This window comes from Micavibrio aeruginosavorus EPB (assembly GCF_000348745.1).
Taxonomy (GTDB): domain Bacteria; phylum Pseudomonadota; class Alphaproteobacteria; order Micavibrionales; family Micavibrionaceae; genus Micavibrio; species Micavibrio aeruginosavorus_A.
On the sequence record NC_020812.1, the window covers coordinates 1,441,232 to 1,465,775 of the forward strand.

Genomic DNA, 24,544 nt, shown 5'->3' on the forward strand with positions numbered 1-24,544 from the left:
TTGGTTTACACAAAACTCAATTAATCATCGCGACACCACGCCACGCGGTGCCATTGCAATATTGCAATGTGCTATACGTCGAATTGAAAATGATCTCGCCTTCAACGCCCGTTGGACCGGTGCAACCGGGCCCGGTTGAATCCAAAATCGGCCCCGCTCCATGCCAGGCGACGCCATCGCAATATTGCAGAACGTGATGGGTTGAATTGTAAATAATCTGCCCGGAAACACCGTCCGGCGCAGTACACGCGCCGGAACCGCCACCGCTACCACCGAAGGAGCCAAAGGATCCCCAATTTGCATCAACCAATCCCGGCGTTGTCTGTATCCCCGATGTAGTTCCCAGCCCCGTTGCACCACTTCCATTGCTACCCCAGCAATACAAAGCGCTCCCTCGAATGCCGCAATGTGAAAAATCTCCGCTTCCGACAAAAGACCAGTCCGTCTCCACGCCGACTTGCGCAGGCGTTGTTTGTGTTCCTGTTGTTGTCCCAAGACCTGTGTATCCACCCGCCCCCCAGCAATACAGAGCTCCACCACGAATGCCGCAGGTAGCGGAGCCAGCACCGGATACAATGCTCCAATCCGTATATGACCCAACCTGTGCAGGGGTTAACTGAACACCCGAAGTTGTTCCCAACCCCGTCGCACCTTGCGTATTCTCACCCCAGCAATATAAAGCGCCCGAACGTATAGCGCACGCAGCCGCACCGCCGGCCGTCACCATTTCCCAGTCGGTAAAACTACCGACCTGGGCCGGTGTAAGTTGAGTACCTGAAGATGTTCCCAACCCTGTCCTGCCAGACATATTATTTCCCCAGCAATACAGAGATCCGGCACGAATACCACATGCATACGGACCTATCACCCCACCTGTGACAACAGACACGCTTGTCCAATCGGTAAAACTACCCACTTGGGCGGGCGTTAATTGGCTCCCTGATGATGTCCCCAGTCCCGTTGCTCCCGTGCCATTTTGCCCCCAGCAATACAAAGCACCTGAGCGTATTCCGCACGCAACGTAATACCCAGCAGAAACAGTTTCCCAATCGGTAAAGCTACCCACTTGGGCGGGCGTTAATTGGCTCCCCGACGTAGTGCCCAACCCTGTTTGTCCCAAGTAATTTCGCCCCCAGCAATACAGCGCGCCTGAGCGAATGCCACAGCTATAGGAAATTGGATTGTTCATAAAAATATCATCAATCCACCCACCGCCAGAAATAACGGACCAACCAGTTTCCGTGCCCACGCGCGTTGGCGTCGTCTGGTTCCCCGAAGTTGTGCCTTGACCTGTTGCGCCCTGCGCATTCGCACCCCAGCAATAAGCTTCTCCATTCGGCTTCAAACCACATGTGTGAAAGGCTCCACCGCTCATAAGCTCGGTGGTTATGCGCGAAGAATTCTTTTTCAAAAAATTCCGCCAATTCGTCCCATCGCAATATGCTGGACGTTTTGCGGTTTCATTCCAGATGAGATCGCCAGCCACGCCCGCAGGGCTGGCGCAGGCCGCGTAGGCCGGGACCGAAGGAGCAAGGAAGAGCAGAAATAAAAAACACAGAATAAATAAACGCACGCAGACCCCGGTTTTTCGCGACCGTTTGAAGTAATAGCGGGACCAAAGTTAAAGGGCGGTCCCTGTTTAACCAATATCTGACTGAACTAGGTTAAAAAACCGCAAAATCAAGTCATCCGCACCACAACCTTATAGCCCAAAGCATAGAAAAACCGGGGTTGGTGATGACAACCCCGGTTTGCTCTATGTGTGGAATAAGGCTTTGTTTTTTATAAATGCCTGCTTAAAAAACGACTTACAGGCCCTGCATGGAATGGAAAGATGGTGTTTGTGCCGGTTTGATGGATGACATGTGCGTCGCACCGCCATTCATGCCATTGCGTCCGCGTTTGCGCATATGCAACGCATCCGGCGTGGCCTGGGCCCGGGTCATCATGGTGTTGAAATCGCCGTGGCCGGCGCGCACATGCCCCTGCTCCGTCGTGGCGGCACGGTAATACAGCATCAGGAAAACGCGGATCGCAGCCGTCAACGATGTGTTCGGGTTTTTGCGCAATTGGATCAATGAACATACATCATGAATGCGGCACCGTTCGCGTTTCGCGATATCGCGCAATGCGCCCCACATTTCCGGTTCCAGACGCACGGATGTGCGGCGGCCCAGAACGGTGATGTTGCGGCTGACCAGCGTGCTGCGCCCCCCATCACGGGCCTCATCCAGCCCATCCATGGCATCCATTAGTTTTGAATCGGAAAAAGAAACGGCCCCCGTAGAAATGTTACTAGTCATAAAATGTCCCCCTGGATCGACAGATCACACTTTTTAAAATGCACGTTACAACCCGCACTAACGTACGGACGAAACCAATTTTAAGGGGTAAAAATTAAAATGCAACTATGAATTGTTTTTGCAATTTGCCACACTATATTCTTCTAATGTACGCAATTCCATGGCAAGAGCATGAATTTGTTGTGAAATCTCCACCTGCAGCAGGTCATAGACCCGTCTTTGACGGTCCACACGCGTCATACCCCTGAATGCATCGGATACAACCAAAACCCGAAAATGGCTCTCCCCCGCCCCATCATGCCCGGCATGGCCCGCATGGAGGGCAGATTCGTTGACCACCTCCAAAACCTCCGGGTTCAGGGCGGATCGCAGTTTTTCTTCAATAATTTCAGTCATTCCCATGGATTTTCGTCCCTTTTGATATGTCAAAATCTTGTAAAAAGCCGCGGCCCGCAACATAATAATGGAATGCCGCGTATACATTTGAAACCCAACTCCCCGGAATTTGCCGATTCGGACGCCCCAAAGCCCCGAAGCCAGAGTTGTGACATGCCGGGATGTGACCGCCATGGCGAGCACAAAGCCCCCAAAAACCGTGGTTTGAATGATTATTACCATTTCTGCTTCGACCATGTGCAGGAATATAACAAGGCATGGGACTTCTTCTCCGGCATGACCCAGTCGGATATCGAAGCCCATATCATGCAGGCCATGTTGTGGGACCGCCCGACCAAGCGATATGACCCCGCCGCAGCCGCCGCGATGGAAGATGAATTGCTGAAAAAGGCGCACGAGGCCCGCTTCTTCCACAAACGCCCGCACGACCATGAAAACCAGCAAAAAGCCCGCCAGGAACATTTCCGGTCGATGGACGATATCCGCCCGGCCCCGGAAATCGAAGCCATGGCGATTATGGGATTGGAACCACCCGTCGATCTGGCCGGGATCAAGGCGAAGTACAAAGAGCTGGTTAAAAAATACCACCCGGACGTCAACCGTGACGACCCGAAGGCCGAGGAGCTTCTCAAAAGCATCAACATGGCCTATACAATTTTAAAGGCGGCTTTTGAAAGCTACGAGAAAATGATGACAGGCCGCGCGTAATAAAAATCTTCAGTTCTCTCCCCACCCCCTCCAAAGCGCACACACCATGACAACCAAAAAAACCAAGACTGGAACCTCCGCGTCTGCATCCACGGGCGGCGCGTACGAGATGGAGAGCCTGACGGCCAACCACCCGCATTACACCACTATTCCCGATGCATGGTTCGATGTGCGCGAAACATTCGGGCTGGATATTGACTGGCAGGTGCCGGGTTTTTCCGTCGAGCACCCGAACGTGCCCGCGCGCGATGAAACCTATCAATTCGACCATGACACCACGCTGGCCATTCTGGCCGGGTTTGCACATAACCGCCGCGTGATGATTCAGGGCTATCACGGCACCGGGAAATCCACCCATATTGAACAGGTCGCCGCGCGCCTGAACTGGCCGTGCGTGCGCATCAACCTGGATTCCCACGTCAGCCGCCTCGATTTGCTGGGCAAAGACATGATCGTCCTGAAAGACGGGCAACAGGTCACCGAATTTAAACAAGGCATTTTGCCGTGGGCATTGCAAAACCCCGTCGCCTTGGTGTTCGACGAATATGACGCGGGCCGCCCGGACGTAATGTTCGTGATCCAGCGCGTGCTGGAAGCCGAGGGCAAGCTGACCCTGCTCGACCAGAATACGGTGATCCGCCCGCACCCGGCCTTCCGCCTGTTTTCCACGGCCAATACGATTGGGCTGGGTGACACCACGGGGCTGTATCACGGCACACAACAGATCAACCAGGGCCAGATGGACCGTTGGAACGTCATCGTCACACTGAACTACCTGCCGCATGATGATGAGGTCAAAATCGTCCTCGCCAAAATGCCTGGACTCGACAAGGACGAAGTTGGCTCCATGGTTCGTCTGGCCGATATGACGCGGCAAGGATTCATCAACGGCGATCTGTCCACCCTGATGTCCCCGCGCACGGTTTTAAGCTGGGCCGAAAACAACAAAATTTTCAAGGACCGCGAGCTGGCCTTCCGCCTGTCATTCCTGAACAAATGCGATGAAACCGAACGTGGAACGGTAGCGGAATATTACCAACGGTGTTTTGGCGTTGACATCATTCAAAGATAATATCCCTCACTCCGTCTGGGATGACACACCAGATATTGTCATCCCGACAGAGCGTAGCGACGAGGGATCTCACCTTAAAAGTAACGATAATGAAAACTTATTACGTCTATATGCTTACAAATAACAATCACAATGTTTTGTATATCGGCGTAACAAACAGTCTGGAACGGCGCATCGAAGAACATCGCCAAGGCATTGCAGATGGGTTTACGAAAAAATACAACGTGCGCAAACTGATTTACATTGAATCCACAGAATCCATAGACGCTGCCATTGCGCGCGAAAAACAACTCAAGGGCTGGCGCAGGGAGAAGAAGGACGCGTTGGTAAACAGTAACAATCCGGAATGGAAAGATTTATCACTGGAATGGTAGAGGAGATCCCTCACTCCGTTCGGGATGACAATAAAAAAACAATGACCCTCGACAAAGACAAACAACGCGAACTGGATAAATTTAAAAACGCCACCGCATCCACCCTGCGAGCGATGGCGAAGGTTGCGGATGTTGAAGTGGCCTTTACCCCTGTTGAGGGCAGCGCCAAATCGTTGAGTCTGCCCAAGGCTGGAACGATGCGCCTGCCCTTGCCCGATGCCGCTATGTCGGTTCCATCGGTTGGGGTTACGCGGGGTCAGGCGGATGCCCGCGCCCTGCACTTACGCCACCACGATGCCGCCATTCACCGCCGTAATGCCCCACTGGATTTATCGGCACAGGCCGCGTTTGATGCGCTGGAACAGGCCCGGTTGGAATCCATCGGCATCCGCACCATGGCGGGTGTGGCGAAAAACCTGTCCGCATCATTGGAGGACACATGCCGCCGTCTGGGGTATGCCAATGCCCAAGCCCGCGAAAACACCAATCAGGCCGATGCCCTGCATATTCTGGCCCGCGCGGCCATGACAGGGGAAACATTGCCGCCCACCGCCGCGCACGTTGCCAGCCTGTGGCGGGATTGGGTGCAGGACCGGCTGGGGCCGGATGGCCTGAACACACTGGCCGCCGCCATGGATGACCAGAAAACATTCGCGCGCGAAGTCAAACATCTGCTCGACCAACTGGACATGGATGCGGGCGATACGCCGCCAGACGACGACGACACCGACAGCGAGGATAACGAAGCCAACATGCCGTTATCCGGTGAAGAGGATGGCGACGCCGACGACGATCAATCCGATGCCGACGCCGAGGGATCAGACGCCCAGGAAGCGGGCGATGATTCCAGCGCCAAGGACGATGCCCAAGCCGCCTTTGACGATCTGGATACCGAAAGCGCGCAAGCCGAAACAGAAGCCGAAAACCCCGGCCAAACCCGCACCAACCGGGATCAGGGATATCAGCCGGGACCGGAAAACCCGTATCATATTTACACCGCCGCCTTCGATGAAATCGTCCGCGCCACGGAACTGGCGGATGATGAGGAACTGGATCGCCTGCGCGATATGCTGGATCGGCAATTGGCGCATTTACAGGGCGTGGTGACAAAACTGGCCAACCGCCTGCAACGCAAATTGATGGCCCGCCAACAACGCAGCTGGTTGTTCGATCAGGAAGAAGGCCAACTGGACGCCGCGCGTCTGGCCCGCATTGTCGCCAACCCCACCGTTCCGCTGTCGTTCAAGCAGGAAAAGGAAACCGATTTCCGCGATACGGTCGTCACGTTGTTGATCGACAATTCCGGGTCGATGCGGGGCCGCCCGATTGCCATTGCCGCCATCTGCACCGATATTCTGGCCCGCACGCTGGAACGCTGCGGCGTGAAGACGGAAATTCTGGGCTTCACCACCCGCGCGTGGAAGGGCGGGAAATCCCGTGATGCGTGGGTGCAAAATGGCCGCCCGCCGCACCCCGGCCGCCTGAACGATTTGCGCCATATTATTTACAAGGCCGCCGATGAACCATGGCGCCGCACACGGAAAAATCTGGGCCTGATGTTGAAGGAAGGGCTGCTGAAAGAAAACATTGATGGCGAGGCCATCGTCTGGGCGCATAACCGTCTGGCCAAACGCCCGGAACAACGCAAAATCCTGATGGTGATTTCCGATGGTGCGCCGGTGGATGACTCCACTTTGTCCGTCAACCCGTCCAACATTCTGGAACAGGATTTGCGCAGCGTCATTTTCTGGATCGAAAACGCATCCCCGGTCAAACTGACCGCCATCGGGATCGGGCACGATGTCACCCGGTATTACAAAACCGCCATGACCATCGCCGACGCCGACGAACTGGCCGCCGCTCTGATCCAACGGCTGGACCAGTTGTTTGACGAGAAATAACAGCCCCCGCCCTTCCATTCGTCACCCCGGCGCAGGCCGGGGTCTTCGTCCATTATGGCTGGAAGATCCCGGCTTTCGCCGGGATGACGGTTGTGTTTTGGGCTTCGCCCCCTAGCCATTCCCCGCCAAATCGTCTAAAAATACCACTATGAGCACAGATACAAAAAAACAGATTTATAAACCCCGCCCCGTCACCGGATTCCCCGAATGGCTTCCCGAAGTCCGTTTGGTGGAACAGCAATGGTTCGACCATATCCGCCGGGTGTTTGAATCCTATGGCTTCTGCTCCATCGAAACGCCGAGCGTGGAGGAACTGGACGTCCTGCGCGCCAAGGGCGAAGTGGACAAGGAAATTTACGTCATCGAACGCCTGCACAAGGATGACAACGAAAAATCCGACGCGCGTCTGGCCCTGCACTTTGACCAGACGGTCCCGCTGGCGCGTTACGTCGCGCAGAATTTCAATGAACTGGTTTTCCCGTTCAAACGGTACCAGATGCAACGCGTCTGGCGCGGCGAACGCCCCCAGGCCGGACGCTTCCGCGAATTTTACCAATGCGATATCGATGTGATCGGCATCGACACCCTGCCCCTGCATTTCGACGCCGAAATGCCCGCCATTATGTGGGAGGTCATGAACGGCCTGCCGGGGATGGAGAATGAGAAAATTCAGGTCCGCGTCAACAACCGCAAAATCTGGCTGGGCATGCTGGACGGTATTCAAACCAGCGATGCGGCCCAAGTCATGCGCACCATCGACAAGTTGGAAAAAATCGGCGTCGACGCCGTTCGCAAAATTTTGATGACCGAATTGGGTGTGTCCGATGCACACGCCGATGCCGTTTTGAAACTGGCGCAATTCAAAGCCACACCGAAAACCATCGCCACGCTGGCCCAAACCGTTCCGGCGGCCAACGCCCTGATGGAAGAAGGCATTAACGAGCTGACAGCGGTGATGAATAATCTGTCCCACCTGCCCGATGGCGCAGTGGTGGCCGATATGGCCATTGTGCGCGGCCTCGATTACTACACCGGCACCGTGTACGAAACCGTGTTCGTTGATGATCCGGGGTATGGGTCCATCTGCTCCGGCGGGCGGTATGATGATCTGGCGGGGTCGTATATCAACAAAAACCTGCCGGGCGTGGGTATTTCGGTTGGGTTCTCCCGCCTGTTTGCCCGCATGGTGGATCAGAAGAAAATTGATATCACCCGCAAATCCCCGGCACATATCCTGCTGGTGATGAATGCGGAGGAACGCCGTGGTGAGATTGCCAAGACGGCGCAAGCCCTGCGTGCCCGTGGGTTCAACGTTGAAATGTACCACGCCGCAAAAAAAATTCCGGACCAGTTGAAATACGCCAGCCGCAAGGGCATTCCCTTCGTCTGGTTCGCGGAAGAAGACGGAACCCATCAGGTGAAAAACATGTCATCCGGTGAACAAACCAAAACCGACCCGCAAAGCTGGGTCCTGCCGGAAGGATATGCACGTCATGAAGCGGCTTAAATTCGCACTGTTGTCACTGGGTATCCTGCCTGCTCTGCACAGTGCGGCCATCGCCGCCGATTACACATTCGCGCCCAACGGCTGCGAATTCGCCATGAATTTCCCCGAACAACCGACCAGCGCCGAACGCTGCGATCCCGCCGCGCCGACGCAATGCACACATTCATCCGTGTTTGTGAAAGTCTACGGCATGGATTCATCCATGCGCATCACCGCCACGTGCAGCCCGGCCGAAGACGACATGCTGAAACGCTATAGCGGCGATGTCATGCGCTTCACGCTGGAAAGCATGGCCAAGGGCAACGCCAAGACATACGAAACCGGGTTCAACGACCTGGGCACGGCGAAGCAAGCCATCCTGCTGGGCAGCACCCCGAATGACCATGACGGCGAAGACGTGTATATGGCCCAACTCTGGATCGGCGAAAAATCGGTCCTGACGGTCGAGGGCGTCTTAACCGGCGTACAAACCCCGGACAGCGACAGCATATTCACCGGAATTATGAAAAGCATTAAGCGCGCCGCCGCCGAAGCGCCCGCAGCAAAAGCAGACGAAGAGTCTGAAAAGAAAGATAAAAAAGAAGACGAAACAAAAACGGACGAAACCGCGGAAGAATAACCCGGCCTTTGCCCCGCTTTTTGGCCTGTGCTACTCTCTCCCTGCTTTCAAAAACAATGAAACAGGAGAGGACGCACCATGAGCGCGGACCCCGTACAATTAAAGCCCGTTGCCCAACAAAAGGGCAAAACCATTCCCAACACCCATCCGCGCAATGACGGCATGAAACTCGATCTGTCGGTGATCGAGGACATCCGCATGAATTTGAGCGCGATTGAACAGCGCACCGCCACATTGTCGGGCCGCCGCAGTGTGAAGAAGGACTGGCAAGCCGCCTGGCTGCTGAAATCCATCACCTGTATGGACTTGACCACCCTGTCGGGTGATGACACGCCGGACCGCGTCAAACGCCTGTGCGCCAAGGCCGCCAACCCGGTGCGCGCCGATTTGCTGGACGCTATTGGTTTTACCAAACCGCTGCACACCGGTGCCGTGTGCGTGTATCACGCCATGGTGCCCACCGCCGTGAAGGCATTGGAAGGCACAGATATTCCCGTGGCCGCCGTATCCACCGGCTTCCCGCACGGCCTGTCGCCGATGTCGACGAAGTTGCAGGAAATTCGCGAAAGCGTGGCGGCTGGCGCAAAAGAAATTGATATCGTTATCACGCGCCAATACGTCCTGACCCAGAATTGGGACGCGTTGTATGATGAAATGAAACAATACCGCGATGCGTGCGGTGATGCGCGGATCAAGGCCATTCTGGCCGTTGGTGAATTGGCCACCATGCGCAACATCGCCAAAGCCAGCATGGTGTGCATGATGGCGGGTGCCGATTTCATCAAAACATCCACGGGCAAGGAAGCCACCAACGCCAATTTGAACAACACCCTGGCCATGATACGCATGATCCGCCAGTACCAAACCATGACCGGGTTCAAGGTCGGTTATAAACCGGCGGGCGGCATTTCCAAGGCAAAGGATGCCTTGATGTATCAAGCCCTGATGAAAGACGAACTGGGCCGCGAATGGTTGGAACCCGAATTGTTCCGCTTTGGCGTATCTTCCCTACTGGGCGATGTTGAACGCCAGATCGAACATTTCGTCACCGGGCATTACAGCGCGTCAAACCGCCACCCCATCGGTTAATTCACAAGGATTTACATCATGACCAAAGTTGCAGAGATTTTTGAAACCATGGAATACGGCCCGGCCCCGGAAGATGACAAACCCGCCCGCGCGTGGATTGACCAACGTGGCGGAAAATTCGTGTCGTTCATCAACGGGAAATTCGTTTCACCGGAGAAAGCGACATGGTTCCCCTCCGAAAACCCGGCCACGGGCGAGAAATTGGGCCAAGTTTACCAATCAACGCAGAAAGATGTGGATGCCGCGGTTCGGTGCGCCCGCGCCGCGCAAGAAGGTTGGGCCGCCCTGCCCGGTTTTGAACGGGCGAAATATCTATATGCCATCACACGCCTGATGCAGAAACATGCGCGCCTGTTCGCTGTGCTGGAAACACTGGACAACGGCAAACCCATCCGCGAAAGCCGCGATGTCGATGTGCCCGCCGCCACCGCCCATTTCCATCACCATGCCGGATGGGCGCAGATCATGGATGATGAGTTTGACGGGTACGAACCCTATGGCGTCGCCGGGCAGATTATTCCGTGGAACTTCCCGTTATTGATGTTGGCATGGAAAGTGGCCCCGGCCCTGGCCACCGGGAACACGGTTGTTTTGAAACCCGCCGAACAAACCAACCTGACCGCGCAATTATTCGCGGACATCTGTGTTGAGGCTGGATTGCCCAAAGGCGTATTCAACCTGGTCACCGGTGATGGCAAAGTGGGCGCGATGATCGTGGCCCATGACGGTATCGACAAACTGGCCTTCACCGGGTCCACCGACATTGGTCGTTTGATCCGCAAAGAATCCGCCGGATCGGGCAAAGCCCTGACGCTGGAGCTGGGCGGCAAATCCCCCTATATCGTGTTTGACGATGCCGATATTGACTCCGCGGTTGAGGGGCTGGTCGATGCCATCTGGTTCAACCAGGGCGAGGTCTGCTGCGCGGGCTCTCGCCTGTTGGTGCAGGAAAGCATTTATGCCAGCTTCGTTGAAAAACTGAAACGCCGCATGCAGAATTTGCGCGTGGGCAACCCGATGGATAAATGCGTCGATCTGGGCGCCGTGGTGGACAAAACCCAACTGGACCGCATCACCACACTGGTGGACAAGGCCGTGAAAGATGGTGCCGAGATTTATCAGGTCAAGGATGCGTGCCCGACAAAGGGGTGTTTCTATCCCCCCACCATCCTGACCAACGTGGAACCAAGCGACGAGATTGCACAGATCGAAGTCTTCGGTCCGGTCCTGTCCGTCATTTCCTTCCGCAATCAACAAGACGCGGTGGCGATTGCCAACAACACCCGCTTCGGCCTTGCCGCCACGGTGTGGACGGAAAACATCAACATGGCGCTGGAAATGGCCCCGGCGATCAAGGCCGGGGTGGTCTGGATCAACTCCTCCAACCGTTTCTATGCCGGATGTGGATTTGGCGGATACCGTGAATCCGGTTATGGCCGCGAAGGTGGGAAAGAGGGGCTGTATGCCTATCTGAAGCCATCCTACATCAACGACCTGTCCGAACCCGCGCCGCGCAAAGCCGTGAAGGCCAAAGCCGCCGCACACAGTGAGGGCGTCGCCACCATCGACCGCACCGCCAAAAACTATATCGGCGGCAAGCAAAAACGCCCCGACGGCAATTATTCGATGAAAATCGTGTCCCCGTCTGGCGTCATGGTGGGCGAAGTTGGCGAAGGCAACCGGAAAGACATCCGTGACGCGGTGGAAGCCGCCAGCGGTGCCGCCGCCGGATGGGCCAAGGCCACGCCGTTTAATCGCGGCCAAATCCTGTACTACATCGCCGAGAATTTGAGCGCGCGCGCCGATGAATTTGTCGCTCGCATCAAATCTATGACCGATTGCACACCGGCCGCGGCGAAGAAAGAAGTCGAACTGGCCATCCAACGCCTGTTCTACTACGCCGGATGGACGGACAAGCATGATGGCGCGGTTCATACCCCACCGCTGCGTGGTGTCACGCTGGCGATGAACGAACCGATTGGCGTGATGGGTCTTGTCTGCCCGGATGACCAGCCGTTCCTGTCCTTTATCTCGCTGGTCGCTCCGGCGATTGCGATGGGCAATGCGTGCGTTGTGGTTCCGTCCAGCCTTTACCCGCTGGCCGCGAGCGATTTTTATCAGGTGCTGGAAACATCGGACGTACCGGGCGGCGTGATCAACATCGTTACGGGCGACCGTGCCACGCTGACCAAAACAATCGCCGAACATGACGGCGTGGATGCGATTTGGTATTTCGGTGCGGATGACGGGTCGGAATTTGTCGAAGCCGCATCGGTCAGCAACCTGAAACAAACATGGTGCGATTACGGCCTGGCCCGCGACTGGACCAAATCGGCACAGGCCCAGGGCCGCGAATATTTACGCCGCGCAACACAGGTGAAAAACATCTGGGTGCCCTATGGCGAAAGCAGTGGCGGCGGCGGCGGGTACTAACCCTCAACCTCTATTGTCATCCCGAATGAACATGAGGGATCTCACCTTTGCCCAAGGTGAGATCCCTCGTCGCTTTGCTCTGTCGGGATGACAATAAGGACTGGAATCCACCATTTCCCATATCCTAAACTCAAAATTAACCCTTTTCAGGTGTAATGGGGGCACGGAACACAGGGGCTTCGGGGGAACGCAACGGCCATGGCGACAGATTTCGACTTTATCACAGGCGACGCCCACCCACGGCCCACGGCCATGCCCTACCCGTCTTTGGTTGAAAGCATGAACGTCAATCTGGTCGTCAACGACACCGGAAAAATCTTCATCCTGCACGACAAAAAATTTCCATGCGTCATGAACTGGGTCGAATACGACACCGACAGTGGCCAGCTGGCGCTGGTCGCCCATGACGGCACCATGATTGATTTCGGCATGATCATTCAGGCCCCCATCCGCAAACGCATGATGAACGCAACGGATATCAGCACTTTGCTGGTTGGCGACAACCGGATTGATGATTTCTACATTATGCCGCTGATTATTCGATAAAACAGGTGATGTGATGACAACGCTTTCCCCCGCAACAGTGACCCAAGCCCCCGGTGCCGCCACCACGGTTGGATCAATCGTGCACGGCGATCCGAACAGTCTGTTCCAGGACGCCGGCATGGACACACCCGCCGTCGATACCGACCCGAATGCACAGGGCGGTTTGCAAAATATGATGTCCGCGCTTGGGGATGCGATTCCGCAACTGGGCCAAATGCTGAACCAGATTTTTGAAACCCTGATGGGTGCCTTCAAACAATCCGGATCCTTTCTGGATCAGGGCAACAACAACACCCTGACGCAAAAGGTTATGGCGATGGAGGGTGTGTCCGCCAAGCTGGGTTTCGTGAACCCGCAAAATGGCGAAATCACCGTGGCCCAGCCACAGGCCCAAGGTCCGCAAAACCAAGCCCCGCAACTGGCCACACCTGCCCCGCAACAGCCGGGCCCCGGTATGTAATATAACCTGCTCATCACCGCCATATTCACGCCGCTTTTTTGTTTGACAGTGAAGCCTGCCGGGGATTATCCCTGCGCTTGAAACACCCCGTTGCAAAGAGCCCGTGATGAGCCGCTACACCCTGACCCCCAAGGACACAGCCACCACCCGTGAACAGATGGAACATGCTGTTGTGGCCCATGGGCATATGCGCGTGGTCGAAACCACCGACCGTCATATCGTTGTTGACGCCGACGGGGACACCATGCACGCCTTTGAAAAACGTAACCCGAACTGGTCAGTCTCCCGCGGGGCAGCGGTCTATGCCGAAATTTCCCCACCCCGCATGACCTCCAGCATGTTGAAACGCATGCGTGACCGCCTGACCCGCAAGCCGGAATGACCCACGCAATCCCCGAACACATGATCGCCCTGCTACGCGACCGGTTCATTGGAAACCGGGCCGCATCCGATACGCCGACGGTGTATTGCATGGCGGGTATTCCGGGGTCGGGGAAAAGCACCTATGTCGATGCCGCCATCGCGCGCGGCGATTTCCCACGTGATGCCTTTATCCTGAATCCCGACCGCGTGATGGAGGCCCTGCCCGCCTACCATGACGATGTGGCCGCACTGGGCGCAATGGCTGCGTTCGAAAAATGGGAAATGCCCTGCCGCGAACTGGCCTATGATTTGCTGGATCAGGCCGCCGCCTTACGGTTGAACGTCATCAAGGACATGGGCTGCGCCCGGCAGGAAAATTACGACATGCTGGCCCGGCTGAAATCATCGGGCTATCGCCTGCATATGATTCATCTGGATTGCCCGGTCGATCTGGCCCTGGCCCGCGTTCAAACCCGCGATCGCCATACCCCGGCAACCATGGTGAATGACCGCGCTGCATCCCTGTCCGCCTTGCTGCCCCTTTACCGGGAACTGGCGGATCATTTTATGTCAATTTCCATATCGCAAAAACAGGCCGCCTAACCCAGGCGAGCCAAGGCCATAATCTTCTCCACCATGGCAAAGAAGCCATTGCGGCGGTTGGGCGATAAATGCTGGTCCAGCTCCAGATCGCTGAAAACCTGTTGAATATCCACAGATTCCACCCCGGCCCGGTCTTTGCCCTCATAGGCCAGCATCAGGATGTAAATCAGGCCCCGGATGATCTGGGCGTCGCTGTCGGCCTCAAAATGGAACCGCCCGTCCCGCCACCCGGCAATCATCCAGACCTTGGACGTGCACCCCTTCACGAAGTGCTCATCCACCTTCAGCGCCGGATCCATCACTGGAACACGACGGCCCAAATCAATGATATAGCGGTATTTATCCTCCCAGTCGTCAAACAGGGAAAAGCTGCCAATCAGGCCATCCAGCGTGGTTTCGGACATGAAAACTTCACTATTCTTTAAGGGCTTGGGTCCATTGATTATAATATAAGCCTAAGGATGGCAACTGGGCAGTCCCCGCCCTAGAGCGCATTCGAGCCTTGGCAAGACCTTGTCCGGCTTGAAAAAATGCACAAACTCTATTGCAAAGGGGCTTGCGCCACTTCCAGCCAGTTGGCTAAATTGAAAGAAGACTGATTCTCACCCTCTCTATTTAAGAACGGACCTCCCGACAATGAGTAAAGCCGGATCAAGCGATACCAAAAATACCCTGTACTGCTCCTTCTGCGGAAAGAGCCAGCACGAGGTCCGCAAGCTGATTGCTGGCCCGAACGTGTTCATTTGTAATGAATGCGTCGAGCTGTGCACCGATATCATTCGCGAGGAAGACAAGACCTCCATCGTCCGTTCCGGCGAAGGCGTCCCGACCCCGAGCGAGATCAAAGCCGTTCTGGATGATTACGTCATCGGCCAGGAACGCGCGAAGCGCATTCTGTCCGTGGCTGTTCACAACCACTATAAACGGATTGAATCCAACACGGCGTCCGATGTTGAAATTGCGAAATCCAACATCCTGCTGGTTGGTCCGACCGGTTGCGGTAAGACCCTGCTGGCTCAATCCATGGCCCGTATTCTGGACGTGCCGTTCACCATGGCTGACGCCACCACCCTGACCGAAGCCGGTTATGTTGGCGAAGACGTTGAGAACATCGTCCTGAAACTGTTGCAGGCATGCGATTACAACGTTGAACGCGCACAACGCGGCATCGTGTATATCGACGAGATCGACAAAATTTCCCGCAAGGGCGACAACCCGTCCATCACCCGCGACGTGTCGGGCGAAGGTGTTCAGCAGGCTTTGCTGAAACTGATGGAAGGCACCGTGGCTTCTGTTCCGCCGCAAGGTGGCCGTAAACACCCGCAACAGGAATTCCTGCAGGTGGACACGACCAACATCCTGTTCATCTGTGGTGGCGCATTCGCCGGGATCGAGCGTATCATCGCATCCCGCGGCAAGGGAACGGGGATTGGCTTTGGTGCCGATGTCCGTGACCCGGAAGACACCAAGGACCCGCAAATCCTGCGCGGGCTGGAGCCGGAAGATCTGATGAAATTCGGTTTGATCCCGGAATTCATTGGCCGTCTGCCCGTTATTGCCACGCTGGACGATCTGGACGAAGCCGCATTGATCCAAATTTTGACCGAACCGAAAAACGCGCTGGTCAAACAATATGCCCGCCTGTTCGATATGGAGGGCGTCAACCTGCGCTTTACCGACGGTGCCCTGAAAGCCATCGCCCAACAAGCGATTGAGCGTAAAACCGGCGCCCGTGGTCTGCGGTCCATTCTGGAATCCATGTTGCTGGATACCATGTTCGAAATGCCGGACAAGGAAGATCTGGAAGAAGTGGTGATCGAAGAAAAAACCGTCACCGAGAAAAAAGCGCCGACCCTGGTCATGGCCGACAAAAAGAAGAAAAAGGCCAAGGACAAGGACGACGCCAAGGAATCCGAAGCCGCCGAGGCGTAAGCCAAGGATATTCGATAAAGTTCAAAAGACGGGGCCCAAACGCCCCGTCTTTTTTATCTTCTACGGCACGCGCACTCCCACATATGTCAAACCCCTGATTAACTTGATCTTATTCTTTGCTGATTTATAGTTTTGGGTGGCGTTTACGCACTGCAACGGTGCCGCCGCGTTGTATTCTAATTCGGGGGGTGACCACACCATGCAACATCAGGCCAAAATCCAGTTTGACCCAAGCCGCACCTATCGCCTGATCACACGATCCGATATGGACGGTCTGGTCTGCGCCATTTTGTTGAAGGAACTGAACCTGATCGACGACATCATGTTCGTCCACCCCAAAGACATGCAGGACGGAAAGATTGAGGTCACCGACCGCGATATTTCCACCAACTTGCCCTATGTCCCCGGCATTTACATGGCGTTCGACCACCATTCCAGCGAAGCCGAACGCCTGGACGGGATCAGCCCGGACAATCACATCATTGACATTCACGCCCCATCCGCCGCGCGCGTAGTTTACAATTATTTCGGCGGCCCCGCGACCTTCCCGCGCATCGGCCAAGATATGATGGCCGCCGTGGACAAGGCGGACTCCGCCGGGTTTACGCGCGATGATATTTTGAACCCACAGGGCTGGGAACTGCTCAGCTTCCTGATGGATGCACGCACGGGCCTTGGCCGGTTCCGCGATTTCGGCATTTCCAACTATCAATTGATGATGGAATTGATTGATTATTGCCGCGACCACACGATTGAACAAATTCTGGAACTGCCGCACGTCAAGGAGCGCGTTGATCTGTACGAAGCTCACAAGCTGAAAGCGCGTGAGCAGTTGGAAAAATGTTCCACCATCAATAAAAACCTGATCGTTCTGGATTTGCGCAACGAACCGCAAATCTGGGCGACCAACCGTTTCATGCTGTACGCCCTGTTCCCCCAGTGCAACATTTCCATCCATGTGATGTGGGGCAAGAATGACCAGAACACCGTGTTCGCCACGGGTAAATCCATCCTGAACCGCACCAGCAAAACCCATGTCGGCAATCTGATGCTGCGTTATGGCGGTGGCGGACACGATGCCGCCGGAACATGCCAGGTGGATAATGCCCGCGCCAATCAGGTTCTGGCCGAACTGATCGCAACAATCACAAAAGACGGTTAAGCCCCCATGCTCGACTTTCCTGTCATCCTCTGGTTTCGGCAGGATCTGCGTCTGCAGGATAATCCCGCGTATCACGCTGCTCTGGAATCCGGCTCGCCTATTCTGCCCGTCTTCATTCTTGATGACGACAATGCAGGCCCGTGGAAACGCGGCGCGGCCAGCCGGTGGTGGCTGTACCATTCTTTGTCGTCCCTGAACAAAAGCCTGCACGGTACGCTGGCGGTTTTTCGCGGGGATGCCACGAAAATTATTCCCGAACTGGTCGATGCCGCATGCGCTCACGCCGTGTTCTGGAACCGGTGTTACGAACCGTGGCGCATCGCGCGGGATTCAAAAATAAAAACCGCGCTGGAACAATCCAGCATTGCCGTGAAAAGCAGCAATGCCAGCCTGCTCTATGAACCATGGACGATCAGCAAGGATGACGGCACACCGTATAAGGTCTTTACCCCCTTCTTCCGCAAGGGGTGCCTGGGCCACGGGGAACCGCCGCAACCGCTGGGCCTGCCGCATCATGTGCCCACATTTTTCCCGCGCCTGAAGCAATCGCTGCATATCGATGATCTGGATTTGCTGCCCTCAATCAAATGGGACAAGGGCTTCCACGATGTCTGGACCCCCGGTGAACACGGCGCGCGCGAACGGCTTGGACAATTCCTGGACCACGGGTTAAAGGGCTATAAAGAAGGCCGCAATCACCCGGACCGTGAGAACGTATCGCGCCTGTCACCACATTTGCATTTTGGCGAAATATCACCGCGCACCGTATGGCACGCCGTGCGTCACATGATGGAGGCCGACCCGGCCGTTGAAACGGACGGGGATTGCTTCCTGTCCGAATTGGGCTGGCGGGAATTTTCTTATTCCCTGCTCTACACCCATCCCGATTTGCCGACACAACCGCTGCAACAAAAATTCGCGGACTTTCCGTGGGACAAAAATAACAAGGCGTTGCGGGCATGGCAAATGGGCCAAACCGGATACCCGATTGTGGATGCCGGGATGCGTCAGCTTTGGCAAACCGGGTGGATGCACAACCGCGTGCGTATGATTGTCGCGTCATTCCTGATCAAGGATTTGATGTTGCCGTGGACGGTGGGTGAGGAATGGTTCTGGGACACGCTGGTCGATGCCGATCTGGCCAACAATGCCGCCAGTTGGCAATGGGTGGCCGGATGCGGGGCCGATGCCGCGCCCTATTTCCGCATTTTCAATCCTGTGACGCAGGGCACAAAATTCGACCCGGATGGTGATTATATTCGCGCATTCGTCCCCGAATTGGCCGCCCTGCCCGCCAAATATATCCATGAACCATGGACGGCCCCCGACAATGTGCTAAAACAAGCAGGTGTGCAGATGGGCAAAACCTATCCCATGCCGATTGTCGATCACAAAGCCGCCCGCGACCACGCGCTGGCTGTGTTTAAAGGATTATAATGATGGCCCCCAAAAAACCGATTTTACCGCCCGCGCTCAACCCCGGCGATACAATCGGCATCATGGCCCCATCATCCCGCCGCGAAAAAGCGGAAGTCACCGAATTTGAATCCATCCTGACCGCGCGCGGGTTTAATGTGTACGTCCACCCGCAAACATTGGCCCGCCACCACCAGACCGCCGGAACAACCGCACAGCGTGTCGATGCGTTGCATGATTTGTTCCGTGATAAAGCCATCAATGCCATTTTCACCGCCGGCGGCGGCAACCGTGCCACCACGATGTTGCAACATCTGGATATGGACTTGATCCGCAAGAACCCCAAAATCCTGATCGGCTACAGCGACGTGACATCCCTGCTGGGTGCCATTAACAAGGACACCGGGTTGGTCACATTCCACGGCCCCGTTGCCTCCCGCCTGCGCCGCCCGATGCCAAAGGCGCAACTGGATCAATGTTTCAACATGCTGGCCGGACAATCCGACCCCATCCCCATGAACCGCGCCGCAGTGTTAAAGGGGGGATCGGTAACCGGGCGCTTGGTGGGCGGAAATCTCAGCCTGATGACCTGCCTGCTCGGCACGCCGTGGCAACCGAACTTCAAGGGCGCGATCCTGTTTCTGGAAGATTGCTTCGAAGAAACATCGCGCATCGACCGCATGCTGGTCCATTTGGATAATGCGGGTGCGTTTGATGATATTGCCGGGCTGGTCATGGGCAAGTTTTCGGATCTGCAGGACACCGGAAAAACAAAATTTGGATACCCCCTGAAAGAAATCATCACCGAACGGCTGGACGGACGCAAAATCCCCGCCATCATGAACGCCCCGTTCGGCCATGCGAAGGATTTGTACACCATCCCCTTTGGCGCCAGCGCAACACTGACCGCGCGCGAGGGCAAAAGCACCCTGTCCTTCCCAGCGCCTGTTGTGAAGTAAACCCTCATCATCCCTGACCCAATCAACGCGCCTTGCCCCCCCCTCTTGTCGTACTGGGCAAGTTCTGTCACGCTCCTATATCATTAAGACCTGCGTAACCCCTTGCCCCGTCCCGGTGCGCCATGACCGAAACACCCGTGAACCATCCGATCCGCGTCGCCCTGTTCATTTCCGGCAGCGTCCTGTTTTTTGCCATCATGAACATGTTTGTCAAACTGGCGGCCGAAACCGGGTTGCCGGTGCCACAAATCCTGTTTTTCCGCAGTGTCATCGGCCTTCTGCCCATCCTGTTCCTGATGGCCCAGCGCCGGAATCTGGACCTGTTTAAAACCACGCGGCACAGCGGCCATTTTGTCCGCAGCTTTGTCGGTTTCTTCTCGATGTGCTGTTTCTTCTGGTCCTTTGCCCTGTTGCCGCTGGCCAATGCGACGGCCATTCACTTTGCGTCCCCGTTGATCCTGACGGCTCTGGCCGTGTTACTGCTGGATGAAAAGGTTGGCCCCCATCGCTGGGCGGCCGTTATTATCGGCTTGTGTGCGGTTCTGTTCATGTTGCAACCCGCCGGAAATGGCGACCCGATTGGCTCGCTGGTCGCCATGTGCGCGGCCATCCTTGGGGCCTTTGCCATGATCGCCGTGCGGAAACTGGGCGATACGGAACATGCGTTGACCATCGCGTTTTACTTCACCCTTTATTGCGTGTTTTTAAGCGGGGTTTGGACCCTCTTCATCTGGCAGACGCCAACCCTGCCCGGATTGGCCTATATGGTCGCCACCGGGCTGCTGGGCGGGCTGGGGCAAGTCTGGCTGACCTACGCCTATGCCAAGGCCCCGGCGGCCTTTGTCAGCGTCTTTTCCTATCTGTCGATTGTCTTCGTCACCGTGCTGGACATCGCCGTCTGGGGCCATGTGCCGCCATGGCAGGTTGGTGTGGGCAGTGTGGTTGTGATGGGGTGCGGTATGTACATCGTCTACCGCGAAACCCGCAAACGCGCCCCGCTGGCCTCGGAAACCATGCCCTGCACCGAGGGCGAAGCCGCCCCGACCGAAGCCGATCGGCAAAATCCGGTTTAAGGGGTCTTTATTTCCCGCCCCGCCCATGGCATAAAACCCCCGCGTAAAGTTAGGGAATTGCCGCCATGACCTTTGTTGTCACCGATGTCTGCATCATGTGCAAACACACTGATTGCGTCGAAGTCTGCCCCGTAGATTGCTTCTACGAGGGGGAAAACACATTGGTTATCCACCCCGACGAATGCATTGATTGCGGCGTGTGCGAGCCGGAATGCCCCATTGACGCAATCAAGCCGGATTCCGACCCGGAAGCCGATAAGTGGCTGGAAATGAACAGAAAATATTCTGAACTCTGGCCCGTCCTGACCCGGAAGAAGGATGCGATGCCCGACGCCGAAAAATATAAGGACGTAAAAAATAAATATCAGGACTGGTTTAGCCCGAATCCGGGCGACGGCGACTAAGATCGCGTTTAAAACCCCTGTGTTTCTGCGGAATATGCCCTGCATACGCCGTTATTTTTCATATAAATATAAACCTTGAAATTTTACCTTTTTTTCACTATATTGGCCGACATGCTCAACGGCGGGCGCGTGCGGGACGCTACTTCATCCCCTGCCTCAGCTTCCTTTTATAAGGATCTGAAACACCTCGCTTTCGCCGTTTTGCAGCCTGCCGGAGTACCGGCCAGAATTTGAGTAATGGACCCCTATCAGACGGAGAAGGTGCAGACCATGGCGAATGATAATGTTGACTTCCGCAAAGGTGACTACGTTGTATACCCGGCCCACGGTGTTGGTCAGGTCGAAGGGATTGAAACCCAGACGATCGGTGGGATGGAAGTCAAACTGTATGCCGTGACGTTCGAGAAGGACCGCATGCGCCTGAAGATTCCAGTTTTCAAAGCGAAGACGGCTGGCCTGCGCAAACTCAGCTCCAGCGACCGCCTGAAAGACGCGATGAAAACCCTGCAAGGCCGCGCCCGCGTGCGCCGCACCATGTGGAGCCGCCGCGCCCAGGAATACGAAACCAAAATCAATTCCGGTGATCCGGTTGCGATTGCCGAAGTTCTGCGCGACCTGAAACGCAGCAACGACGAAACCGAACAATCCTACAGCGAACGCCAAATCTATCAGAGCGCGTTGGAGCGCCTGGCCCGCGAAGTCGCCGCCGTTCAGAAAATCACGGAAGTGAAAGCCGCTGAACAGCTGGAAGACATGCTGGGCAAAAAGAAAGATAAAGCCGTGAAAGACGACGTGGAAAAAGAAGCCGCGTAATTCACCGCACAGACTTTATCCCCCCAAGGATAACCAAGGGAGCGCGAACGCAGGTTCGCGCTTCTTTGCTTTTGTATTGCACCATCGTCATCCCCACCCCCAATAGTCATCCCCGCCTTGTGCGGGGATCCGGGGACACATGGTCAATATTATCCCAACCCATTCCGGATCCCCGCACAAGGCGGGGATGACGCATTAAAAATCCAGATAACTCATTTTTACTCAAGCCCATATACAAAATTCCTCACCCACAACATCATCACAACCCCACACAACAACGCACTGATTCTGTGCAGCTTTTCGCGGTGTGACATAAAAATACTCTTGTGTGCCACAGGCCCCCTCCTATACTAGGAATTGATTCTGCACCTGTGGAATCAGCGTTTTGCCCATCACCCTTTTTATTTTGGTTCGCTTCCATCGTGTCCGTCTGCGACCTTGTCAAAGATCAACGCTTCGCCGCCCTGGGCAACCCCCGGCGTATTTGGGCTATCTCGGCTATTCATTCGGAAGCAGACCGGTTGATCGCCCTGCACGATTCCATCTATCCGCAATTGGAAGCTGGCGACCGCATTGTGTATCTGGGCAACTATTTCGGTCATGGGACCGAGGCCACCCGGACGATTGATGAAATTCTCACCTTCCGCCGCAACGTTCTGGCCATGCCGGGATGGATGCCATCCGATATCGCGTATTTGCGCGGCGGTCAGGAAGAAATGTGGGAAAAGCTGGTCCAACTGCAATTCGCACCCAACCCGCGCGAAGTTCTGGAATGGATGCTGGACCACGGCCTGTCGGCCACACTTGAATCCTATGGCATGAACCCGACGCACGGGCTGGTCTCCACCCGCGAGGGCGCCATGTCCATTACGCGCTGGACCGCCGGGGTCCGTGCCGCTATTCGCCGCCACCGCGGCCATGACATGTTTATCACCCATTTGCGCCGCGCGGCCTTTATCCCGCCGCAGGTGATGGAACTGGCGGCCACCGGCACCCATGGCGGAATGGGCGGAGCCTATGCCCGGCCCATGAATGATCACGCCGCCCCGATGCTGTTCGTCCATGCCGGGTTGAACCCCAACCGCCCGTTACAGGACCAGGGCGACGCCCTGTGGTGGGGTGGCCGGTCATTTGACGCGATTCATACGCCTTATGACCCCTTTGAAAAAGTGATCCGGGGGTTTGACCCGAACCAGGGTGGGCTCCATATCAATGGGGTAACAGCCACATTGGATGGCGGTTGCGGTTTCGGCGGGGCCTTGGTCTGCGCCGGGTTTGATCGCTACGGCGAGCTATTTTCTTTAATCGAATCATAAGGTTAGAGAAACGGGTGCATTTACCCAATTCTGCCCACTTCTCCGCCACAATCCTGCCCATATTTTAGAAGATACTAAACTATGCGGTTCGATTCCCATATTCTTTGTAAGAATCCCGCAAGTTTGACCCTATACCCTTTGAGAGTAGACAGACGACAAGCCTGTTACCAGAAAGGACGCCCCCATGGCCCATATAGATGATCAAGGCACGCAGAAAGCCAATCTAAGCTATATCCGGACCTCAATGAACGAGCCGTTGCTGGAACGCGACCATGAACTCGACCTCGCCCGCCGCTGGCGCGAGGACGGGGACGAGCGCGCGTTGCACGAGCTGGTCCGCTCCTATACCCGCCTGGTGATTGCGATGGCGTCCCGCTTCCGCAATTACGGCCTGCCCCTGGGCGATTTGATCCAGGAAGGCAATATCGGCCTGATGCAAGCCGCCAACCGCTTCGAGCATGATCGCGGCGTACGGTTTTCGACCTATGCCACATGGTGGATCCGCTCCGCCATGCAGGATTACGTCCTGCGCAACTGGTCGATTGTCCGCACCGGGACAACGGCTGCGCAAAAGTCCCTGTTCTTCAACCTGCGCCGTCTGCGCTCCAAGATTGAAGCCGCCACTGAGCGTGAGGGCCTGACCACCGAAGGTCGCACCCAGATCGCCAAAGAGCTGAAAGTCAATCTGAAGGACGTGGAAGATATGGAAGGCCGCCTGTCCGCATCCGACCATTCCCTGAATGCCCGTATCGGCATGGATGGTGAGGATGAGTGGCAAAGCCTGCTGTCCGATGAGCGCCCGAACCCCGAAGAAATCGTTATCGGGATGAAGGACGCGCAAACCCGGTCCCAATGGCTGAACGAGGCATTGTCCGAACTGAGCGACCGCGAACGCACCATCATCACCGAACGTCATCTGGGCCACGAGGCCGTGACGCTGGAAGATCTGGGCAAAGAGCTGGGCGTCAGCAAGGAACGCGTGCGCCAATTGGAACAGCGCGCGATGAGCAAACTGCGCCAGTCCATGACCCGTCACATTGACGATACGGACGACATCCTGCTCGAAGGCTAAGAACGATTTATACAGTTAACTAC

The 24,544-nt window shown here is 55.9% G+C and carries 25 protein-coding genes and 1 pseudogene; 21 read left to right on the forward strand and 5 right to left on the reverse strand.

Annotated elements, in window-relative coordinates:
• Positions 1–16: 16 nt before the first annotated feature.
• The 4 genes and pseudogenes from A11S_RS12065 to A11S_RS12195 all read right to left on the reverse strand — a co-directional run bounded on the left by A11S_RS12065 (position 17) and on the right by A11S_RS12195 (position 2,873).
• Positions 17–640, reverse strand: a complete 624-nt coding sequence (locus tag A11S_RS12065) for an RCC1 domain-containing protein (RefSeq protein WP_235068404.1) — start codon at positions 638–640, stop codon at positions 17–19.
• A gap of 66 nt (positions 641–706) precedes the next feature.
• Positions 707–1,375, reverse strand: a pseudogene (locus A11S_RS12070) (RCC1 domain-containing protein); the annotation flags it as partial.
• Between the two features lie 433 nt (positions 1,376–1,808).
• Positions 1,809–2,303 carry a ribbon-helix-helix domain-containing protein gene (locus A11S_RS06705; RefSeq protein WP_051054889.1) on the reverse strand — a complete coding sequence of 165 codons (495 nt, stop codon included), beginning with the start codon at positions 2,301–2,303 and terminating at the stop codon, positions 1,809–1,811.
• Positions 2,304–2,408: 105 nt separating this feature from the next.
• Positions 2,409–2,873: a BolA family protein gene (locus A11S_RS12195; RefSeq protein WP_321162776.1), complete on the reverse strand. Its 465-nt coding sequence runs from the start codon at positions 2,871–2,873 to the stop codon at positions 2,409–2,411.
• Between A11S_RS12195 and A11S_RS06715 the strand changes: the two genes are divergently transcribed.
• From A11S_RS06715 to A11S_RS06770, 12 genes are all read left to right on the forward strand, one after another.
• Positions 2,853–3,407: a J domain-containing protein gene (locus A11S_RS06715; protein ID WP_015467748.1), complete on the forward strand. Its 555-nt coding sequence runs from the start codon at positions 2,853–2,855 to the stop codon at positions 3,405–3,407. The genes A11S_RS12195 and A11S_RS06715 overlap by 21 nt on opposite strands.
• 109 nt (positions 3,408–3,516) lie before the next feature.
• On the forward strand, positions 3,517–4,479 hold the full coding sequence (locus A11S_RS06720) for an AAA family ATPase (protein ID WP_041803056.1): 963 nt from the start codon (positions 3,517–3,519) through the stop codon (positions 4,477–4,479).
• Between the two features lie 89 nt (positions 4,480–4,568).
• Positions 4,569–4,853 carry a GIY-YIG nuclease family protein gene (locus A11S_RS06725; protein WP_041802547.1) on the forward strand — a complete coding sequence of 95 codons (285 nt, stop codon included), beginning with the start codon at positions 4,569–4,571 and terminating at the stop codon, positions 4,851–4,853.
• Complete coding sequence (gene cobT / locus A11S_RS06730; protein ID WP_200860119.1) at positions 4,838–6,754, forward strand: cobaltochelatase subunit CobT; 1,917 nt, start codon at positions 4,838–4,840, stop codon at positions 6,752–6,754. The genes A11S_RS06725 and cobT overlap by 16 nt, the downstream gene beginning before the upstream one ends.
• Before the next feature lie 148 nt (positions 6,755–6,902).
• Positions 6,903–8,261, forward strand: a complete 1,359-nt coding sequence (gene hisS / locus A11S_RS06735; protein ID WP_015467752.1) for a histidine--tRNA ligase — start codon at positions 6,903–6,905, stop codon at positions 8,259–8,261.
• Positions 8,248–8,880, forward strand: coding sequence for a hypothetical protein (locus A11S_RS06740; RefSeq protein ID WP_015467753.1), 633 nt, complete (start codon positions 8,248–8,250; stop codon positions 8,878–8,880). Before hisS ends, A11S_RS06740 begins: the two co-directional genes overlap by 14 nt.
• A gap of 78 nt (positions 8,881–8,958) precedes the next feature.
• Positions 8,959–9,969 (forward strand): deoxyribose-phosphate aldolase, encoded by a 1,011-nt coding sequence (gene deoC / locus A11S_RS06745; protein WP_015467754.1) that lies wholly within the window; start codon positions 8,959–8,961, stop codon positions 9,967–9,969.
• Positions 9,970–9,987: 18 nt separating this feature from the next.
• Positions 9,988–12,402, forward strand: a complete 2,415-nt coding sequence (locus A11S_RS06750; protein WP_015467755.1) for an aldehyde dehydrogenase family protein — start codon at positions 9,988–9,990, stop codon at positions 12,400–12,402.
• 198 nt (positions 12,403–12,600) lie between these two features.
• A complete protein-coding gene (locus A11S_RS06755; RefSeq protein WP_015467756.1) occupies positions 12,601–12,948 on the forward strand; it encodes a hypothetical protein in 348 nt (115 codons plus the stop codon).
• Positions 12,949–12,961: 13 nt separating this feature from the next.
• Positions 12,962–13,408, forward strand: coding sequence for a hypothetical protein (locus A11S_RS06760; RefSeq protein ID WP_015467757.1), 447 nt, complete (start codon positions 12,962–12,964; stop codon positions 13,406–13,408).
• A 106-nt stretch (positions 13,409–13,514) separates the two neighbouring features.
• Positions 13,515–13,790 (forward strand): hypothetical protein, encoded by a 276-nt coding sequence (locus A11S_RS06765; RefSeq protein WP_015467758.1) that lies wholly within the window; start codon positions 13,515–13,517, stop codon positions 13,788–13,790.
• Complete coding sequence (locus tag A11S_RS06770; protein ID WP_015467759.1) at positions 13,787–14,374, forward strand: AAA family ATPase; 588 nt, start codon at positions 13,787–13,789, stop codon at positions 14,372–14,374. The genes A11S_RS06765 and A11S_RS06770 overlap by 4 nt, the downstream gene beginning before the upstream one ends.
• Here A11S_RS06770 and A11S_RS06775 read toward each other — a convergent pair.
• Positions 14,371–14,778 carry a SufE family protein gene (locus tag A11S_RS06775; RefSeq protein ID WP_015467760.1) on the reverse strand — a complete coding sequence of 136 codons (408 nt, stop codon included), beginning with the start codon at positions 14,776–14,778 and terminating at the stop codon, positions 14,371–14,373. The genes A11S_RS06770 and A11S_RS06775 overlap by 4 nt on opposite strands.
• 232 nt (positions 14,779–15,010) lie before the next feature.
• Between A11S_RS06775 and clpX the strand changes: the two genes are divergently transcribed.
• From clpX to A11S_RS06820, 9 genes are all read left to right on the forward strand, one after another.
• The gene (clpX, locus tag A11S_RS06780; protein WP_015467761.1) at positions 15,011–16,306 is read left to right on the forward strand and encodes an ATP-dependent Clp protease ATP-binding subunit ClpX; all 1,296 of its coding nucleotides are present in this window, start codon (positions 15,011–15,013) and stop codon (positions 16,304–16,306) included.
• Between the two features lie 199 nt (positions 16,307–16,505).
• Positions 16,506–17,468, forward strand: a complete 963-nt coding sequence (locus tag A11S_RS06785; protein WP_015467762.1) for a DHH family phosphoesterase — start codon at positions 16,506–16,508, stop codon at positions 17,466–17,468.
• A 6-nt stretch (positions 17,469–17,474) separates the two neighbouring features.
• Positions 17,475–18,905 (forward strand): cryptochrome/photolyase family protein, encoded by a 1,431-nt coding sequence (locus A11S_RS06790; RefSeq protein ID WP_015467763.1) that lies wholly within the window; start codon positions 17,475–17,477, stop codon positions 18,903–18,905.
• A complete protein-coding gene (locus A11S_RS06795; RefSeq protein ID WP_015467764.1) occupies positions 18,905–19,843 on the forward strand; it encodes a S66 peptidase family protein in 939 nt (312 codons plus the stop codon). The genes A11S_RS06790 and A11S_RS06795 overlap by 1 nt, the downstream gene beginning before the upstream one ends.
• 122 nt (positions 19,844–19,965) lie before the next feature.
• Positions 19,966–20,916, forward strand: coding sequence for a DMT family transporter (locus tag A11S_RS06800; RefSeq protein ID WP_015467765.1), 951 nt, complete (start codon positions 19,966–19,968; stop codon positions 20,914–20,916).
• 65 nt (positions 20,917–20,981) lie between these two features.
• Positions 20,982–21,320, forward strand: coding sequence for a ferredoxin FdxA (gene fdxA / locus A11S_RS06805; protein ID WP_015467766.1), 339 nt, complete (start codon positions 20,982–20,984; stop codon positions 21,318–21,320).
• Positions 21,321–21,557: 237 nt separating this feature from the next.
• Positions 21,558–22,133, forward strand: coding sequence for a CarD family transcriptional regulator (locus A11S_RS06810; protein ID WP_015467767.1), 576 nt, complete (start codon positions 21,558–21,560; stop codon positions 22,131–22,133).
• 422 nt (positions 22,134–22,555) lie between these two features.
• Positions 22,556–23,449 (forward strand): hypothetical protein, encoded by an 894-nt coding sequence (locus A11S_RS06815; RefSeq protein ID WP_041803064.1) that lies wholly within the window; start codon positions 22,556–22,558, stop codon positions 23,447–23,449.
• A gap of 184 nt (positions 23,450–23,633) precedes the next feature.
• On the forward strand, positions 23,634–24,521 hold the full coding sequence (locus A11S_RS06820; RefSeq protein WP_015467769.1) for an RNA polymerase factor sigma-32: 888 nt from the start codon (positions 23,634–23,636) through the stop codon (positions 24,519–24,521).
• Positions 24,522–24,544: the final 23 nt, after the last annotated feature.

What these genes read in the sequence shown, in the direction of transcription:
- A11S_RS06800 (WP_015467765.1), top strand. Translation starts at nt 19,966, where the DNA reads ATGACCGAAACACCCGTGAACCATCCGATCCGCGTCGCCCTGTTCATT.
- A11S_RS06720 (WP_041803056.1), top strand. Translation starts at nt 3,517, where the DNA reads ATGGAGAGCCTGACGGCCAACCACCCGCATTACACCACTATTCCCGAT.
- hisS (WP_015467752.1), top strand. Translation starts at nt 6,903, where the DNA reads ATGAGCACAGATACAAAAAAACAGATTTATAAACCCCGCCCCGTCACC.
- A11S_RS12195 (WP_321162776.1), bottom strand. Translation starts at nt 2,873, where the DNA reads ATGGCGGTCACATCCCGGCATGTCACAACTCTGGCTTCGGGGCTTTGG.
- fdxA (WP_015467766.1), top strand. Translation starts at nt 20,982, where the DNA reads ATGACCTTTGTTGTCACCGATGTCTGCATCATGTGCAAACACACTGAT.
- A11S_RS06715 (WP_015467748.1), top strand. Translation starts at nt 2,853, where the DNA reads ATGCCGGGATGTGACCGCCATGGCGAGCACAAAGCCCCCAAAAACCGT.
- deoC (WP_015467754.1), top strand. Translation starts at nt 8,959, where the DNA reads ATGAGCGCGGACCCCGTACAATTAAAGCCCGTTGCCCAACAAAAGGGC.
- clpX (WP_015467761.1), top strand. Translation starts at nt 15,011, where the DNA reads ATGAGTAAAGCCGGATCAAGCGATACCAAAAATACCCTGTACTGCTCC.
- A11S_RS06725 (WP_041802547.1), top strand. Translation starts at nt 4,569, where the DNA reads ATGAAAACTTATTACGTCTATATGCTTACAAATAACAATCACAATGTT.
- A11S_RS06790 (WP_015467763.1), top strand. Translation starts at nt 17,475, where the DNA reads ATGCTCGACTTTCCTGTCATCCTCTGGTTTCGGCAGGATCTGCGTCTG.
- A11S_RS06785 (WP_015467762.1), top strand. Translation starts at nt 16,506, where the DNA reads ATGCAACATCAGGCCAAAATCCAGTTTGACCCAAGCCGCACCTATCGC.
- A11S_RS06770 (WP_015467759.1), top strand. Translation starts at nt 13,787, where the DNA reads ATGACCCACGCAATCCCCGAACACATGATCGCCCTGCTACGCGACCGG.
- A11S_RS06795 (WP_015467764.1), top strand. Translation starts at nt 18,905, where the DNA reads ATGATGGCCCCCAAAAAACCGATTTTACCGCCCGCGCTCAACCCCGGC.
- A11S_RS06705 (WP_051054889.1), bottom strand. Translation starts at nt 2,303, where the DNA reads ATGACTAGTAACATTTCTACGGGGGCCGTTTCTTTTTCCGATTCAAAA.
- A11S_RS06820 (WP_015467769.1), top strand. Translation starts at nt 23,634, where the DNA reads ATGGCCCATATAGATGATCAAGGCACGCAGAAAGCCAATCTAAGCTAT.
- A11S_RS06740 (WP_015467753.1), top strand. Translation starts at nt 8,248, where the DNA reads ATGAAGCGGCTTAAATTCGCACTGTTGTCACTGGGTATCCTGCCTGCT.
- A11S_RS06760 (WP_015467757.1), top strand. Translation starts at nt 12,962, where the DNA reads ATGACAACGCTTTCCCCCGCAACAGTGACCCAAGCCCCCGGTGCCGCC.
- A11S_RS06775 (WP_015467760.1), bottom strand. Translation starts at nt 14,778, where the DNA reads ATGTCCGAAACCACGCTGGATGGCCTGATTGGCAGCTTTTCCCTGTTT.
- A11S_RS06755 (WP_015467756.1), top strand. Translation starts at nt 12,601, where the DNA reads ATGGCGACAGATTTCGACTTTATCACAGGCGACGCCCACCCACGGCCC.
- A11S_RS06810 (WP_015467767.1), top strand. Translation starts at nt 21,558, where the DNA reads ATGGACCCCTATCAGACGGAGAAGGTGCAGACCATGGCGAATGATAAT.
- A11S_RS06750 (WP_015467755.1), top strand. Translation starts at nt 9,988, where the DNA reads ATGACCAAAGTTGCAGAGATTTTTGAAACCATGGAATACGGCCCGGCC.
- A11S_RS06765 (WP_015467758.1), top strand. Translation starts at nt 13,515, where the DNA reads ATGAGCCGCTACACCCTGACCCCCAAGGACACAGCCACCACCCGTGAA.